Source organism: Photobacterium sp. 270122K (genome assembly GCF_059941365.1).
Map to the genome: position 1 here is coordinate 383013 of NZ_JBPOEN010000001.1, position 17708 is coordinate 400720.

Genomic DNA, 17708 nt, shown 5'->3' on the forward strand with positions numbered 1-17708 from the left:
AGTGCGTAACATAACGCCCCATGACCGTCTCGTTGTCACATTGATAGACCCAGTGTAAAAAATAAATTCAAGGGTTTGTACCCTTTTATCTTTATTCCCTCAGCGAGTCACCTTATCTGATTCAAATTAACGCGAACGGGCTATAAGCCACCCAGCAAGGTGTATTTGGTTTCCAGATAATCATCCAAGCCTTGGCGAGCGCCTTCGCGGCCTAGTCCCGACTCTTTCACCCCACCAAAGGGGGCCACCTCGGTGGAAATCAACCCTTCGTTAATGCCCACGATGCCGTATTCCAATCCATCGCTGAAACGAAATGCACGGTGTAAGGCGCGCGTATAAGCATATGCTGCCAAACCGGCGTCAGTATTGTTCGCTCTGGCGATCACCTCGTCGTCGTCAGAAAAGCGGAACAACGCCGCCACCGGGCCAAAGGTTTCTTCGGTCGCAATGCGCATATCATCCGTCATCGCCACCAGCACCTGCGGCGGGAACAACAAAGAGCCCGCCGGTTGTGGTTCGCCGTAGGCCAACTGTGCGCCTTTGGCCAGCGCATCATCAATGTGGCTTTGTACTTTGGCAACAGCCGCCGTATTGATCAAGGGGCCAATCTGAACGCCGTCTTCAAAGCCATCGCCTACTTTCAACATGCTCACGCGTGCGACCAATTTTTCAGTAAAGGCCTCATATACGGCATCGTGCACATAAATGCGGTTTGCGCACACGCAGGTCTGCCCAGCGTTACGGAACTTGGCCACCATCACACCATCCACTGCCGCGTCGAGATCAGCGTCATCACACACAATGAAAGGTGCGTTGCCGCCCAATTCTAACGACAGTTTTTTCACTGACGCGGCCGATTGCGCCATCAGCAATTTGCCGATGGCCGTTGAGCCGGTAAACGAGATTTTTTTCACCGTTTTACTGCCCGTCAGTGCTTCACCAATGGCTTGGGCATCACCGGTCACGACATTCAACAACCCCGCAGGCAGTCCGGCTTCTTCAGCCAGTACCGCAAGGGCAAAAGCCGTTAGTGGCGTATCCGGTGCCGGTTTCAACACCACACCACAACCGGCCGCAAAAGCCGGGGCACATTTGCGGGTGATCATCGCTGCCGGGAAATTCCACGGCGTGATCGCCCCCACCACACCAATCGGTTCACGGCTGACAATGATCCGCGCCCCCTCTTTATGGCTCGGCACCACCTCACCGTAAGCGCGTTTGGCTTCTTCGGCGAACCATTCCACAAAACTGGCCGCGTAGGTGATTTCTCCCTTGGCTTCTGCGAACGGTTTGCCTTGCTCGCTGGTCAACACCGTTGCGAGATCATCGGTATGTTCCACGATCAAGTCATACCAACGGCGTAAAATAACCGCGCGGGCTTTGGCTGTTGTCAGTTTCCACCGTTGCTGTGCATGTTGCGCGGCTTCTATCGCCGCCAAGGTCATCTCACGCCCAACACGCGGCACATGGGCAATAACACGCCCCGTCGAGGGATTGATAACAGGATCGGTAGCGCCATCAGGGGCGGTAACCCATTGGCCAGCGACGTAACACGCCTGTTTAAATAACGCTGCATGCTTTAACTTCACGGTGTCTATCCTCTTTTTGTCATCGATCTCGTTTATGATCGGGTACGTTATGCTCGCTCTCGTGCAAGTCACGTTACGATGTCAGTCCAATATATTGAAAATAATGAAAATTATGCATCACGCAGTAACTTGAACAAAAAACCATCATTTCAATCCATTGCAGGGCTTTTATATCCAGTATTAGCATAAAGGGTACACCTTTTAGTTTGAACCGCAGTTGATCACGCTTGATGATCTGCGTCAGGCTTTTTTCATTCTAAACTCAATAGGTTTGATTCCCCCCGCCCAGTCAATTATGCTGTGCCCAAGTGACATGATAACTATCACGCAACACCCTCTTGCACCGACTGATTAGGTGCACCGACTGTAAAGGCGACCCATGACAAGCGCAAACACTTACCCCATCGGCACTCCAGGCCAACCGTGGGGCGAAGCGGAAAAAATCCAATGGCTGGCACAAACCACCATTAAGCGTTCTTACCAAACCGATGTGATCACCAAAATTGATGCCCTACGTACTCGCTTTGATGTATTCCAATATGGCGCGTTGAGCATTGATGCTGATAAATACCCGCTATTTGCGATTAAGAGCCTACAGTGGGATGAGCAAAAACCTACCGTGTTGATCACCGGCGGCGTACACGGCTATGAAACCAGCGGTGTACACGGCGCGCTACAGTTTGTTGATTGCCATGCAGAACGTTACATTGAAGATTTCAACGTGATTGTCGCGCCATGTGTCAGCCCATGGGGCTATGAAACGATTAACCGCTGGAACCCACAAGCGATTGATCCAAACCGTTCATTCTATCCAGACAGCCCAGCAGAAGAGTCAGCGATGCTGATGGCAATGATGGATGCGCTTGATACGCCGATTTTGGTGCACATTGATTTGCACGAAACCACGGATACCGATGAATTAGAGTTCCGTCCTGCGCTTTCTGCGCGTGATGGCAAAGAGTACGAGCCTGACACGGTGCCAGACGGTTTTTACACCGTGGGTGACAGCGAATACCCGAACCATGCGTTCCAAACGGCCGTCATTAATGCGGTACGTGAAGTGACACACATTGCCCCTGCCGATGCGAACGGCAATATCATTGGTTGCCCAATCACCCAAGAAGGTGTGATTAACTACCCATTGAAAGCATTGAGCCTGTGTAACAGCATGACCGATTGCGCGTACGGCACAACCACCGAAGTCTACCCAGACAGCGATAAGGTGACAGATGCTGAATGTAATGCAGCACAAGTGGCGGCGATTACAGGTGCATTGGACTACGTGATTCACGATCAGAAATAAGGCTCGCCCTATTTCGTGACCCTGTTTCACCGATCAAGCCGACTCACTCTGGGTCGGCTTTGTTTTATTTGCCCTTTTCCCTGTCTGCCAAATTCAGTCTCCAAGACGCACATATCAACATTCAACGATCTATATTTGACTTACAATACTCGCGTCTAAGATTCCAGCACCGATACTCGCACTAGGTTAGTCACGTCATTACTGTTAACATCTTGTTTTTGCATGTTAACGGAGTACACCATGCTGGCCAGTTTTATTGATGGTGATCTGATCTATCGCCAACACCGCTTTGACGTTCCCCTTGATTACCGCCGCCCAGAAGGCAGCACCATATCTGTCTTCGCCCGTGAGATCTGCGATCTGGCCAGCGACAACAGCGACCGCCCGTGGTTGGTGTATTTCCAAGGTGGCCCCGGCTTTCCGTCACCGCGTCCTGATAGCCGTTCCGGCTGGTTAAAACGCGCCTTGCAGCAGTACCGTGTCCTCTTGTTAGACCAACGCGGCACCGGCAACAGCACGGTGATCAGCCATCAGACACTGGCACCGATGACTCCGGAGGCACAAGCCGACTACCTTAGCCACTTCCGTGCCGATAACATTGTGCGCGATGCTGAGTTGATCCGTGACGCATTAGGCGTGACACAGTGGGCGATCCTCGGCCAGAGTTTCGGCGGCTTCTGCGCCCTGACGTACTTGTCGTTCTATCCACAAAGCCTCAGCCGTGCATTCCTGACCGGTGGTGTCCCATCACTGACTCGTCATGCCGATAATGTTTACACCGCCACGTATCAGCGTGTGCAGGACAAAAACGACGCCTTCTTTGCCCAATTCCCGCAAGCACAAGCGCAATGCCAGAAAATTGCCGATCACTTGCTGGCCAATGATGTGCGCCTGCCTAACGGTCAACGTTTCACCGTTGAACAATTTCAGCTCATTGGTATCAACCTAGGCCGCAGCCACGCCAACTTGCCGATGTATTATTTGCTGGAAGACGCGTTTGTGACGGTTAATGGCCCAGACAATGCCCCGCAAGAGACGTTGAGCTACGCGTTCCTCAACGCCATGCTGGCCGAGCAAAGCCACCAAACCAACCCGATTTATGCGATTTTGCATGAATCTATCTACTGTCAGGACGCGACGCATAACCAGAGCTCAAACTGGTCAGCCCATCGCGTACGTGATCAGTTCCCGCAATTTCACTATCAAACTGGCCGCGACTTCTTCTTTACCGGCGAGATGGTCTATCCGTGGATGTTTGAACAGTTTGCCTGTTTAACACCACTCAACGCCGCCGCGCAATTGCTTGCAGAGAAAACCGATTGGCCAGCCTTGTATGATGTCGATGCATTGGCCAATAATACCGTTCCGGTCACCTGTGCGGTGTATGCCGAAGACATGTACGTCGAACTGGCCTATTCGCTGGAAACCTTAAAAGGGATCCCGAACAGCAAAGCGTGGATCACCAATGAGTATGAACACAATGGCCTGCGCGAAGCCGGTGAACGCATTTTGGATAAACTGATCAACATGGGCGATGCCATTGCCCATCTACCAGCCAAATAGCCCTTAGTACGCACATTGACACAGTGACGATCACCGCCAGTGATCGTCACGCTGGTGCAAAAACCTGATACCCCACCGAAAAGCCGCCCTTTACAGCCCAACGGTATACACTTATAGCCATGTCTTACCTTGTGACATGGAGACAAGATCGCGATGCGAACCTGTACGCTAGGCCTTCGTGGCTTCCTCGCTTCTCTCTCAACGCTTTACGCACAGAGCCATACGCGCCCAACGACATGGCGGCGCATCCCCTTAGGGGCAATGTCTGCTGCTGCCTTGTTTGCTGCCTTTAGCCTTACCGTCCCCATCACAGCCCACGCGGAGAACGACCAATACGCCGCCATAATTGATACGCGCGACAGCATCGACGGGCGTATGGTGCTGGGACGCACAGAGCGGGTCTTTTTTCCCGACATTGATGGCCTGAAAGGCGTAGGAATGCCCGCTAAAATTGATACCGGTGCCGACTCCACCTCTCTGCATGCCGAAAAGATCTACCTGACCAGTACCGATCCCCGCTTTAAAGACCTCACCGGTGACGCACTGATCAACGCCATTGCCGAGACCTATGATGCGCTCAATACCACACAGTTGCGTGACCGAAAAAACAAAAACGACATCATCGTCCATTTTGAACTGATCCACCCGTACACAGGGAAACACTACACGCTGCAACGGCCACTGTTGCGGTTAGCTATGATCAAAAGCCGCGATGATGGCCACCTCGCCCGCCCTGTGATCGAGCTCGATCTCACCATTGGTGATAGTACTGCCACCACCGAAGTTAACCTGGCCAACCGTGACGGCTTTTCGTATCCCTTGTTGGTCGGCAAAACCTTTTTAAAAGGCAATGCTTGGGTGGATGCGGGTTTCGATTATTTGCGCGAACAACCCAACGCCACGCTCATTGGCCGCAAAGAACAAGCCAAGATAGGCAAGATCCCACTGGCAGTGAGCATGTCGTTTGATAACAAATACAGCATTTTGCACGCAAAGAAGATCAAGATTGACCATGAAAATCGCACGGTGTCGTTTTCACTAGAAGGGGAAAATAACAAGCGAAAAACACTCACCTTACCGCTGTATAAAATGCTCAGCTTTACCAACAGCAAGCGCCCCATGGTGTATGTGAATATCCTGTTTGGTGAGGACACATACCCCATTTTGGTTTACCTGCGTGACCGCTCTAAACACAGCAGTCAACTCCGCCTCGGCACCGAAGCCCTGAATCAGTATTTCGTCGTCAGTTTAAGCAAAACCGACCTCAGCGATGAACCTCGTCAACGCCTCAGCACATTGGCTGACGATGACGACGCACTGATGATCAGCGCGCTTGAATCGCTGGCCGTTGATGATGTCACCATTAAAGCGACCCCCTCTACCACGATCAAAACGCCCCTGTTAAAAGTCGAACGGATTGATGAAAAACAGGCGGACTACACCCGTATGGTGCATTACGTGATGACTGATGTATCGGGCAAGATCCACAGTATCGACAAACCCGTTAAACGCAAAATCCGCATTGGCGAGCAAGTCCGGCCTATCGTGAGTGTGGACATTGCCCTGCCGACCGACACCCTCACTAAAGACATTGCGCTGGGCAAATTAGCAAAAAAAGCACACGGCGAGACCGAACTGATGATCAGCCCCGAACTGGTGCCGGGCGAGCTGTATGTCAATACTCGCTCGACGCACTTACTGGAAAAACACAAACCCGCCCGCGCCGGTTACATTGAAACCGTCCATGTGGAAGGCATGCACTTCCCCGCCAAACTGGATACCGGTGCCGATATCAGTTCAATGGATGCCACCGACATCAAAAACTTTCGTAAAAACGGCAAGTCCATGGTCACGTTCACGTACCGTAACCATCAAGGCGCAAAGAAAACCCTTACCCGCGAAGTGGTGCGGATCATGAAGATAAAAGCACGGGACGGCGAACACGGCAGTTCTCGGCCGGTGGTGAACATGACCGTCACGCTGGGTGATATGACGCATACTGTGGCCGTTAATCTGCGTGATCGCAGCCGGTTTACATACAGCATGATTCTCGGGAAGAATTTCCTGCGCCATAACATGGTGGTGAGCAGCGAGCGTCAATTTCTGCTGACCAAAAAGCCGAAATGAAAAAGGAGCGCATGATGCGCTCCTTGTGCTTGGGATAAAGAGATAACAGAAAAATAGCGAGATCGGACTTAGAACAAACGATCAATCAAATAGCTGTAGGTTTGTGCATACAACTCAGCACGGCTGTTATTGTTTGACGCCCCGGCATGCCCTCCTTCGAGGTTCTCGTAGTACAACACGTCATGGCCTTGCGCTTGCATCAGGGCGACCATTTTACGTGCATGCGCAGGGTGAACACGGTCATCGCGCGTCGACGTGGTAAAGAACACTTTCGGGTAGCTCTCTTCCGCCCTTACGTTATGGTACGGCGAATAGGTTTTGAGGTACGCCCAATCATTTTCATCATCCGGGTTGCCGTATTCGGCCATCCAACTGGCACCCGCCAATAGTTTGTTAAAGCGCTTCATGTCGAGCAACGGCACCTGACACACCACCGCGTTGTACAGATCCGGTCGACGGGTCATGGCGGCACCCACAAGCAGACCACCGTTACTGCCCCCTTGAATGCCAAGGTGCTTGGATGATGTGACTTTACGGGCAATCAGATCTTCCGCAATGGCTTCAAAATCTTCATAGGCTTTATGGCGGTTATGCTGTAATGCCGCTTGGTGCCACTCAGGACCGTATTCGCCGCCACCGCGGATATTCGATAAAACAAACACCCCGCCACGCTCTAACCAGTTTTTTCCGATCAAACTGCTATGGAACGGCGCCATGCTAAGTTGAAAGCCCCCGTAACCATACAAAATGGTTGGGTTACTGCCATCCAGTTTGATGCCTTTTTTGCTGATCAAAAAGTACGGTACGCGCGTACCGTCTTTTGAGGTCACAAAGTGTTGATTCACGACCATATCAGCGGCATCAAACCGCGCAGGGCTGGCTTTCAATGGTGTGATCTTGCCATCGGCGGCCGTCACTTGGTAGAACGACGGGGGCGTGAGGAAGCTGGAATACTCCACAAAGAAATCATCGTTCGCTTGCGAGGCGTTAAACACCTGAATGTTGCCATTTTTCTCCAACGGAATATCACGCGATACCCACTTATTCTTAAGTGACTGAGCGCCCTTGGCTAATGGGTCATCTTGCGCCAACTGGTACACAGTGACGTGGTTGGTCACATCTTCCAACCAATTCACCACAACGTGATTGGCGGTAAACTCAAGCGCATTCACCGTGGCATTCGCGGCCGGTTTCACAAACAATTGATAATCAGGCGTCTTGGTCAACAACGAGGCAACCGACGCATAAACAATACTGCCCGTTGTCAGTGTCTGATCCTGGAAGGAGAGATCGTCCCGCAACATAAAGAACACATTGCCACGGAATACCCCGGCAATCACCACACTGTCTGGCAACGTTAATGGCTTTGGCGTCCCGTTATCGAAAAGAAAATGGTTAAACGTGAAGAAGGTTTTCCCTTCACTGATGATATTCAAGGTCGTGTCGCCATCGAGGTAGGTTTGCGAGTGGGTCAAGAAGGAATCCGGATCCCCCTCAAACACGACACTGGCTTCTTTTAATGGCGTACCACGTTTCCAAAGTTTGATCACACGCGGATAGCCAGAGCTCGTCAAGCTGCCCTCACCAAAATCGGTGCCCACCAGCAAGTGATCGTCATCCACCCATGACACGCCCGTTTTGGCTTCTGGTAACACAAAGCCGTCTTTCACAAACTGCTTGGTGTTCATATCAAACTCACGCAGCTCTATCGCATCGGCACCGCCGCGAGACAAGGCAATCATGCATCGCTTGAAGCCCGGCTCTAAACAGGTGGTGCCTTTGAACACCCAATCTGCGTTATCGGCTTTGGCAAGGGCATCAAAATCAATCACGGTTTCCCATTTCGGGTTCGGTTTGCGGTATTCGGCTTCCGTGGTGCGGCGATAAATACCCTTTACATGGGTACTGTCTTGCCAAAAATTATAAAAATACTGGCCACGGCGGGTCGGATGCGCGAGGCGATCTTCCGCGTTCATGATGGCTAAACTGTCTTGGTAAAGCTGATCAAAGGTCGCGACTTTTTTCAGGTAGGCGCTGGAGGTGGCATTTTGCGCTTTGACCCAATCAATAGCTTTGTCACCATGCACCTCTTCCAGCCAAAGAAACGGGTCAACCGATTCTTCTGCCTGTAAGGCACCTGATGACGCGGCCAGTAACACAGCAGAGATTGCAGCAGTCGAATTATTTATCATTCCCTTTATCCTCTATCCCATTTCACTACGATCTTATTTTCACTTTCATCCTATTACACTGTTACTGCTTTGTGAATGATTGGTAAAGCAAACACTTACTAAAAACAAGGCAGCATGCATTCAACGCTTTTTCCATATCGCGACCATACCGCTTAAGGATATCAGCACCCACGATAGCGCTAAAAACGAAACGCCCACCGAATGGCTTCGGTGGGCGTTTTTCGATGCATACCATGATCCTGCGCAGAGGCAGGCGGTGATTATGCTTTCGCTGGTACTTCAGGTTTCACTGGCGCAGGAATGTCTGCAGACAAGCTGTTCACTTGCTTTTCCAGTTCTTTCGCCGTTTTCTGGCTCATGAACTCTTTGTATAATGCCGCTTTGTCGCTTGGGTCAATCGGACCGCTAGCATCCGCCAATACTTGGAAAGCCTTCTCGCTTTCGATCTTTGGCATCGTCACCAACGAACACACTTGATCAACACCCGCAATGTTTACCACAGCAATTTGCTCAACTTGGCTCTTCTGCAGCGTTACGCTCGCGATCTGCTTAGCGATTTGCTCAAACGATGTGCCTGTTGATGTTTGACCTGCCGCGGAGTCCATTTTCTGGTAGGTTTTTTCCAGCACACTCGCTTTCAAATTCATGTTTTGTGCCAGCGTATTACGCGTTAGCGACACTGCATGGTTACGGTCGACGGAAAAATTGCCTGTTGCTGTCACACAGTTAGACGCCGCGTAGCCGTTTGCCGACGCCGGGCTCATGACCCATGTTGGTAGTGCTGGCGCTGTGTTTGTTGTTGGCGCTACAGGGGCTGATTCTTGAGATGCACAGCCGGTCATTAGCACAGCAAGCATAGCTGCTGATAACAGTGATTTTTTCATTTGAGTGTCCTTATTAAATCATGGAATACGTTTCATGCTGCTGGTAGCTTTGCATTCGCTTGTTCACTTTCTTCAGGTAATTGCGCGTTTCTTCGTACGGCAAATTCGCCAAAAGGTGGTAATACACTTGCTCTGAGCTCATCGCATTAATTTTCTTGATCGCCGCGCGTACGCTGCGCTCGCCAAAGGCTTTCGCAATGTTGCCCGAACCGGTGTTATAAGCGGCAATCACCGCATACGTCGCACTGTCTTCATCTTTGATGCCACGCAAATAGCGGCTATCCAAAATCTTCAAATACGCCGTACCCGTTTCGATGTTGATTTTCGGGTTATACAACTCCGACGCTTTCATCGGCTTGTCTTTACCACGAAACAGCTTGTTGACATCATGCCCCGCTGTGGTCGGCACGATTTGCATCAAACCGTAGGCTGGCACGTGAGATTTCGCTTTCGGGTTGAAATGCGATTCGGTGTGCATAATCGCCAAGACCAACGGCGCTGGCAGTTCATGCTTCTCGCTTTCTGCATAAATGAACGGCAGGTAGTGCTTAGCACGATCAGACATGGCTGATTTCGGAATGCTGGATTTGTACTCCACCACTTGCGCCGAAGAACGCTGGAACTTCACCTGTGTCTGCGCAAAATTACTTTCCATTTGCTTCAGACGTTTGGCTTCATTTTCCTTCATGATCTGCTTTTGCTTAGCAATCAGCACATCTTTCTGGGCTTGCGTCAGCACCGGCTTTTCGTCTTGCTCAACATAGATATCAAGCTGACTCATCTGGCGGTCGGTTTGCGCTTTGATCTCTTGCTTCACCTTTGCCAGCTCGTTCTGATCCGGCGTCAACGCCTTCACTTCCACCTGCTGAGCAGTCACCTTTTTCGGCGTATCGATCCCCATGTCGTTCAACAGCTGGCTGTTTTTCGCGATCACTTGATCAATTTTTTCCAACTCAACCGCTGGCTGTACTGCCGATTTTGCCGCCGCGTGTTCGTCGGCTGGCGTGTCTGGCAACTTGTAGCTGATCGTGATTTCACCTTTTTCCAGATCAATCACGGTCCGTGAGGCTTGTTGCGGGTCATACACCACAATCACGCCTTGCGAGTCGGTGCTGGTGTCACCCCAGGTATTCAACGCGCTTTGCTTTTGCTTGTCCCATCTTTCGAGGTTCGCCATCTGCCATTGATTAAACTCTTCAATGTGTTGGGCATACCACTGTGTGAACTCGTCGGTGTGGTCCGCTGACATTTCCGTGACAGCTTGATCGAGTTCAGCAAAAGGATCGTTCGCCTGTACATTGCCCATCAACAACACGTTGATGGCAATGGCCAATACGCCGTGTCTACATTTCATTGTGTGGAATTTCCTTATTGCAAGCGTTAGAAATACGCGTCGAGGTCGCCAACAGAAGCTTCTTCCTGCGCGGCCAGTTCATCTTCCACTTGGACTGTAAATTGTTGGCATGCAGCACTCTGACATTGCTGGGCAATGGTCAAACTCGCGGCCAAGTCTTGCCCGTATTGCCATTGTGCAAGGCGCAAAATGATGTCATCCGTCTGGATCGCATTCACATCCACATATTGCTGGAAATATGCGGTCGCTTTCGCATTATCTTGCTGACTAAGCAGAAGAGTGACGAGGCCCGCGGCATCCATCGCGACCGACGGTTGCTTCATCAAATACGGCAATATCGGCTTAATGGCGCTGTACTGTTGGGTCGCATAATACGCCACAGCGTAGCTCAAGGCGGTCGAGTCTAAGTTTATCGCGGTACCGGTATCGGTTAATGTGGCGGAACAAGATGCTATGGTACTGCCCACATCGCGGTAACGGATATCCGACAAATCATAACGAAGGTTAGTCATCGGCCACGTTGAAAAGCGCTCGCTGATCAAACCTTTGGCAATCAACGCGTCTTCGTAGTCCGCACGTAACGGCAAGCCCAGCCCTTTGCGACACAAGGCTTTCATCTGATTGCCCGATAATGGGGATTGACGGCTGACCGTCACCGTAAAGTTGGACGATCCCCCCTTTACATCATACGTCGTACCGGCAAATTCCCAGCGCATCGACGGTGACGCCGTGCTCGCTGACGCTTGATCGGCCATGGCTGGCAGGCTCATTAAGCCTGCCAGCCACCATGCTCTGTACTTACAGATCGCTAACATTGCTAACTTGGCCTGATGGGCCTTGTGCATTGTTACCACCTTCGGTCAAACCACCGGTTGTGCCCACTTTGTGTGCTGAACCGGTGTTTTTGCCTTCACGTACACGCTGCTTGTTTTCTGCGGCGGCTTGCTTCGCTGCCGATTCCAGTGATGGCGCATACACGGCCACCGCTAGCATCCAATCACCGTCGCTGCTCTTGAAGGTTTTAACAGAAACGCCCGGTGGCACTTTGCCTGCCGCAAATGACTTGTAAGAGTCTGCTGACTTCATGTTGTTCATGAACGTGTGCTTATCTTCAGCCAGTGCCGTCGCATCTGCTGGGTTAATGCTGTCTGCTGGGTAGCTGAACTGCTCGTTCTTCTCTAGCTGGTTTTCAGTGAAACCGCCTTCCCAGTACACTTCTTCACCCTGCATCACAGCAATCAGGCCGTTACGGGCTTTTGCTTGCGCTTGCGATTTCGACATAGCCAACAGTTTGCGCTGCACGCTCTTGTTCTTGTTATCGCGGATGATAGACGAACCGAAGCCCAGTACGAAGGATTCACCCGTCTCAGGGTTAGTGATCACTTTCGCACCAACAGGGGGCATTACGCCAGCCTGTAGATCACCGATGATCTGTTTGAAGATGGCATTCGGCTCTGTCGTTTGCGTCAATGCACCCACTTTGCGTTTGGTTTGCTCACGCGTTTTCGGCGTTGAAATCAAGCTAACACGCACCAACTTTTCAGCCGGATCATCGTATACGTCAAACGTCACGTAACCGGCCAATGCGCCTTTTACGGACTCGGCACAGTTGTCGCTCATCATGCTGGTCGTGTTTGCAACGCTGTCGGTCGCGGTATCAATCACGTCCATCGTTTCATTTACAGCGGTCGCACACAGATTCTGCATGCCTTCCATGTTTTCAACCAATTGCTTCTTAGCGATTTGGAACGCTTTCATGTAAGCCGCACGCTTTGATAGCAAGGTCGCGTTACGGTTTTCGTACGTCTCGTAGCTGCCAGAACCGGTAGACAGAATGCCAACGCCAGAACTCACGGCGATCATTTTCACGCCGTCGCCTTCATCTTCAATCAGGCTCTGGTGTGCGACTAATACCGCGGCTTTTGGATCGTCAGCAACAATCACATCACCCACTTCTTTTACATCAGACGTGTCAACCGATTGTGTTTCTTCTGTCGCAGACGTTGCGGGTACCAAGTCGTTCAGATCGAAATCAACACTGGCATGAGCGGTATTGAACGTGGTCGCTAAAAGCAGCGACAGCAAAGTTTGTTTAAACATGGATATTCCTAAATTTCTTTTACAGCACACTGATCTGATATTCATTCATCACACTGAGCTTTGAACGGTATTTTGGCTGGTGAACACGTAGCGTCGGCTCGATATACTGAGCCAGATCACTGGCGTTACTGAGTGAACGCAGCTGCACCACCACTTTGTTCGATTTTTTCGCTATTTTGATGTCTGACACACCGTTAATCGCGCTTAACAAGGTAAACAATTGCCCTTGTTGACCCGCCGCACTTGGCGAGAAAATTACTTCGCGTACAGGGCCACCGCGCATCGCCATATTTTCGGCAGCAGACTGAAGCTGTGCACGGATCGCTTGCTGATTATCCTCGAGAGCAAAATGCACTTCCGCTAATTGATCCAGCATGCCTGGCTTGTTCGGCAAGGTCATGAAGGTCGGATCATTGCGCCACGTCGCGTATTGATTACCCACGCGATCACGCATCACCGCGGTGATTTCTAGCTGCAATCCTGATGGCGTCACTTTCGCTTTTTCCATCACATCCAAAATGATGCTCGACTGTGCCGAATGCGGGGAAAGATCAAACCCCATGTTGGCCAATGTCTCAGAAAATACGCTTTTCACGACCGGTAACCGCGCATTGATATGCACAGACGGTTGGCCCAAGCTCTTGAGGAGCTGTGCGACTTTGTCTTGCATCTTCTGACGCTCAACATTGACGTCCAGCGTCACGGCTAAACCACCACCAGCCAATACTTGACTGGAAATTTCATTCCAGCTGGTGATCATGCCTTGGGATTGCATTGACAACGATTGGCGTGTGACTTCTTCAATATTGAAGTCATCGTTATTGGTGCTCGCCGACATACTTGAGTACATTTGCTGCAAGTAGCCCGACTTCACCATCACGCCAAGGGCTTGACTGATGGCGCGACGAAACGCATCTTGCTCGGCCGCTTGACGGGCCGTCAGTCCCGATTTTTTGTCGTATAGGCCTTCACCGGTTACCACAACAGACAGGGTCGGTTCATCGTCCCACGCGATACCGTCGTCATCGCCTGACATGGCATCGTCCGCCGGTGGCATCAGTCGTACCGTCACACAGGTATCATCACCCTGAATCTCTGGTCGGCCGAAATCCGCGCGAACGTTGCCTTGTGCAATGCCTGAAATCAGCACATCACGCGTGGCTTGATCAAATTGCTCATCAAGCAACATGGACTCATCGGTTGTGAACGAAAAGGAGGTTTCGCCCTGTAAAAAGAGCCGAAGGCTGTTTAATCCTTCGGCTTTGGCGGCTTCAATGGCCATGGCACCGCGTCCGTATGCACACCCTTGTTCGACAAGAGCCAGCGACGAAGGCTGGCTCATATCTAGCTCTAAAGCGGATGCAGACAGGCAAACGAACAAGGTACTCAGCGCAACGCCGTGAGTTAACCCTTTTCTACCCATGTGCTACGGTCCTTCATGAACTCTGCAGGTACGCCAACGCTAACCGCGAATAAACGACGGTTGCGGTCAGGACGGTAAATGCCTTCTTCGGCTTGCTTTTGTACTTGGTCAGCCAGGTTGCTATCTTTCCAGCGTACAATTTTGCCTTGTGCACTCTGCATGCTCGGATTTACCGTTGCCACGCCGATTGGCTCAACAAACCCAGCGCTGTATTCAAACACCACCATGGTTTCATTTGGCAATACGCCGGCATTCTGGCCACGGTCAAGGGAGATACGATCGCCTTTAATACCGATAACTTGTGCCGTTGATGGCATTTCAGTCAGCAAACGCGACAGCATGATGTCAAAACCGCGAGACGACATTTCGTTCAGTACGGCGCCGACATCTTTACCACTGGTGTAGTTAAAGCCGCGGTAGTATTCACCGTTGGCAATCACGGTGGTGAAGCTGTTTTTCTCACGCACGTCGAAGTTCGACACGCGGATTTTACCCACATTCGGGTAGCTCAGCTTTTCACGGGTATACGGGTTGATCACACCCACAGTCATTTCCATTGATGTCTGGAACAACGATTGGGTCGAACCAAACAACATGTCACCGGTTTTCAATACGTCCACTTTCATGGCGTAATCGGTAGACAGCGGTGTGCTCTTGGCTTTTTTCGTCGCCACTTTCACCGCGCCTTCATCCGCCAGAATTTCTTCCATCATGGCGTTTACAGAGTCAGTGTCGCGAGTCAGAATGCGAAAACGGTTCACACCGGCAAACTGGTTTTCCAGTGTGTTTTCCAACGCTTTCGATTTGTACTGGTTGATGCTGGTGTGCATCGCGTTAAATACGCCTGCAGACTGCCCTTTTAGCGTGGCGCTCAAATCCGTATTCACATCACCGAAGTAGATGCGGATCGTTTTTTTCGCCAATGGACAGCGTGGATCTTCACGCTCTACATCATAAGTACAGAAATCAAGCCCTTGCGTATTGAAATACGCAGGCACTTCGATGTCTTCATTGTTAAATGCATCTGCTGATTTGCCGATAATCAGCGAAGAGTTACCTGCATTACTTTCTGCTGAGTAAGTCTGGCTACCTTTGCTGGTCTGACAACCAGCAAGGGCCAAACTCACTGCCACTACACCGGCAATGTGAGTCAGTTTCATTACGCTTTCACTTTCTCAGCTAGCACTTTGTCTAGGTTCTCTAGCTGCTCGATGGTGTTCTTATCCATAGAGATCAGATCGTTCGCATCGTAAGCAAGTACAGAACGTGCTTTTAGCTCGTTGTATGCTTCTACTACAGGTACCACTTCTTCCTTCTCGCCTTCTTTTTTCGTTTCATTTGACAATGATGCGAAAATAGAACCTAGGCCACCTTTCATGGTGTCTTGCGCAAGTGCTGTGCCGTTTTGGGTTGCGATGTAAGTGATCTTCGCAGCTTGAATCGCTAGATCAGCCGCCAATTGTACGTTCTTATCAAAAATCGCATCAGACGCATTCTTGTAAGCTTCTACTTGTGGACGGATTTTCTTTTTAGCCGGTTTGCCAGCATCAAACTCGTTCATCGCAACCAACAACTCTTCGTCAGATTTGTCTGCGTTAACCGCAAGGAAACCGGCTACGTCTGCATGCTTAGAAGCCAGTGTACGGTACTCACCAAATACAGAACACTGACGCTTTTGAATCGATACCATTGCTTGTGACGCAGTATCAACAGCAACAGAAACTGGTGTGTATTTCTCGCCAAGTTCAGCACAGGTTTTTGCTAGGTTTTGGCTTACTTCAGCGCGGTCTACAGTCGCTGATGTCATACCTTCCATTGCTGAACAGCCCGCTAGTGCAGAAACCACAAGAGCCGCCATTACTGTCTTCTTAAGCATTTTTTTGTCCTTTTAATCTAACAATGAGTAAATAGAGTGCATTTTTACTGTTTTAATTATTTGCTGACGCGCCTCTTCAAGTGCGCTGTCAGAGCTTGTCAACGATTTTCCTATCGCTGACAGCTGCTTTTGTGCCACAACCACGCTGGGGTTGTTGGCCTCAAAAATCTGTAATAACACCGTTTGCTTTGCCACAAACTGGTTGGCTTGTTTGCCTTTCTTGGTCAGGGTTTTGATATAAACCGTGATATCCCCTTGCGCTGACGCAACACGGGAGGCCGTTAACGCCGCTTTCATCTCTGACGCAAAGCTGTCAGCCGCCCCGCGAAAAGCAATGCTTACACCACTTTCGTAACGAGCGACACGGCGAGTTAAACGGGATTGTTTATCTTGGAATAAGGCGATGTCATTCGCATCCAATGACGATAAAATGATTAAGGCTTGCTCACTCTTCAGCAGGTCCGCTTGTATTTTTTCCAAGCGTTTAATATCACGCCACTGTTTACCAACCACGGTTAAATAATCTGAAATAATATCGTGGTATTCAGCGACATCTTGTTTGAGTGAAGCAATCCATTTTGTTTTATCGATCTGGAATTGATACAGGCAAGGTGACGCATCACAATTAACGCTGACCGTCTCCATGTATTGCACTTCAATAGGCAATGACGTAATAGTCGAACGCATTTCATAGTGTGACGAGACGTTGCCATCGACTTTTGATTGGCGTGTTTCCTCAGAAACATCCACTTTGCTGTAGATACGTAAGGCCAGTTGCTGCTTGGCATCCATTTCAGCTTGGTGCTGAGTGTCACCATAACCTTGAAGGGTAAGATACGGTTCGGCAACGACAACACCAGATATACCCAAAAGGCATAAACCAGTGAAAAACCGAGTAAATATTTTTTTATCCACTATAAACAACCGTACATCCCTGAAAACTATTCGCGAAATGTACCCAAGAAATTTTCACGCATCAATACACCAAAAACACAATGTGCGTCGAAAAAGCATGCATAAAAATGCACTCAAAGAAAATTAAAAACGTGATCTCGCTCCAAGTTACCAGTCAAAGTTAGTGACACTAAAGCCTGTTTTACTGGGCTTTCACCCTCACCGTCGTGATACCATCACGCATCGTCAATAGATTGACACACCAAGGATATTCACAATCTCGAATAAATTGCTTTTTTATATTCATTTTGCGTATTTATGTTTTTGTGATCTAAACCAAAAAATATATTTTTAACGTTATTTAACCGTTCAAAATTCAATCTAAACACTGCCGATTATTTAT

Annotated in this window: 13 protein-coding genes; 3 read left to right on the forward strand and 10 right to left on the reverse strand. The window is 50.1% G+C overall.

Annotation, left to right across the window (positions count from 1 at the left end; all coding sequences use genetic code 11):
* Positions 1 to 140 precede the first annotated feature (140 nt).
* Entirely contained in the window at positions 141 to 1589 is a 1449-nt protein-coding gene (locus ACSF8W_RS01740) for an NAD-dependent succinate-semialdehyde dehydrogenase (RefSeq protein ID WP_500844513.1), read from the reverse strand.
* 379 nt (positions 1590 to 1968) lie between these two features.
* Here ACSF8W_RS01740 and ACSF8W_RS01745 point away from each other — a divergent pair, with 379 nt between their 5' ends.
* From ACSF8W_RS01745 to ACSF8W_RS01755, 3 genes are all read left to right on the forward strand, one after another.
* A complete protein-coding gene (locus ACSF8W_RS01745; protein ID WP_500844515.1) occupies positions 1969 to 2892 on the forward strand; it encodes a M14 family metallopeptidase in 924 nt (307 codons plus the stop codon).
* A gap of 240 nt (positions 2893 to 3132) precedes the next feature.
* On the forward strand, positions 3133 to 4455 hold the full coding sequence (locus tag ACSF8W_RS01750) for an alpha/beta fold hydrolase (RefSeq protein WP_500844517.1): 1323 nt from the start codon (positions 3133 to 3135) through the stop codon (positions 4453 to 4455).
* 153 nt (positions 4456 to 4608) lie between these two features.
* Positions 4609 to 6582: an ATP-dependent zinc protease family protein gene (locus ACSF8W_RS01755; protein WP_500844519.1), complete on the forward strand. Its 1974-nt coding sequence runs from the start codon at positions 4609 to 4611 to the stop codon at positions 6580 to 6582.
* Between the two features lie 68 nt (positions 6583 to 6650).
* Here ACSF8W_RS01755 and ACSF8W_RS01760 read toward each other — a convergent pair whose 3' ends face one another.
* The 9 genes from ACSF8W_RS01760 to ACSF8W_RS01800 all read right to left on the reverse strand — a co-directional run bounded on the left by ACSF8W_RS01760 (position 6651) and on the right by ACSF8W_RS01800 (position 17281).
* Positions 6651 to 8774, reverse strand: a complete 2124-nt coding sequence (locus tag ACSF8W_RS01760) for a prolyl oligopeptidase family serine peptidase (protein WP_500844520.1) — start codon at positions 8772 to 8774, stop codon at positions 6651 to 6653.
* Positions 8775 to 9034: 260 nt separating this feature from the next.
* Entirely contained in the window at positions 9035 to 9658 is a 624-nt protein-coding gene (locus ACSF8W_RS01765) for a hypothetical protein (protein ID WP_500844522.1), read from the reverse strand.
* Between the two features lie 13 nt (positions 9659 to 9671).
* A complete protein-coding gene (locus tag ACSF8W_RS01770) occupies positions 9672 to 11012 on the reverse strand; it encodes a transglycosylase SLT domain-containing protein (protein ID WP_500844523.1) in 1341 nt (446 codons plus the stop codon).
* 26 nt (positions 11013 to 11038) lie between these two features.
* Entirely contained in the window at positions 11039 to 11857 is an 819-nt protein-coding gene (locus ACSF8W_RS01775; RefSeq protein WP_500844525.1) for a hypothetical protein, read from the reverse strand.
* Complete coding sequence (locus tag ACSF8W_RS01780) at positions 11811 to 13112, reverse strand: hypothetical protein (protein WP_500844526.1); 1302 nt, start codon at positions 13110 to 13112, stop codon at positions 11811 to 11813. Before ACSF8W_RS01780 ends, ACSF8W_RS01775 begins: the two co-directional genes overlap by 47 nt.
* Before the next feature lie 19 nt (positions 13113 to 13131).
* Positions 13132 to 14535: a hypothetical protein gene (locus tag ACSF8W_RS01785; RefSeq protein WP_500844527.1), complete on the reverse strand. Its 1404-nt coding sequence runs from the start codon at positions 14533 to 14535 to the stop codon at positions 13132 to 13134.
* On the reverse strand, positions 14517 to 15695 hold the full coding sequence (locus ACSF8W_RS01790; protein WP_500844529.1) for a hypothetical protein: 1179 nt from the start codon (positions 15693 to 15695) through the stop codon (positions 14517 to 14519). Before ACSF8W_RS01790 ends, ACSF8W_RS01785 begins: the two co-directional genes overlap by 19 nt.
* On the reverse strand, positions 15695 to 16411 hold the full coding sequence (locus ACSF8W_RS01795; protein ID WP_428479573.1) for a hypothetical protein: 717 nt from the start codon (positions 16409 to 16411) through the stop codon (positions 15695 to 15697). Before ACSF8W_RS01795 ends, ACSF8W_RS01790 begins: the two co-directional genes overlap by 1 nt.
* Positions 16412 to 16423: 12 nt before the next feature.
* Positions 16424 to 17281 (reverse strand): hypothetical protein, encoded by an 858-nt coding sequence (locus ACSF8W_RS01800; protein WP_500844531.1) that lies wholly within the window; start codon positions 17279 to 17281, stop codon positions 16424 to 16426.
* Positions 17282 to 17708: the final 427 nt, after the last annotated feature.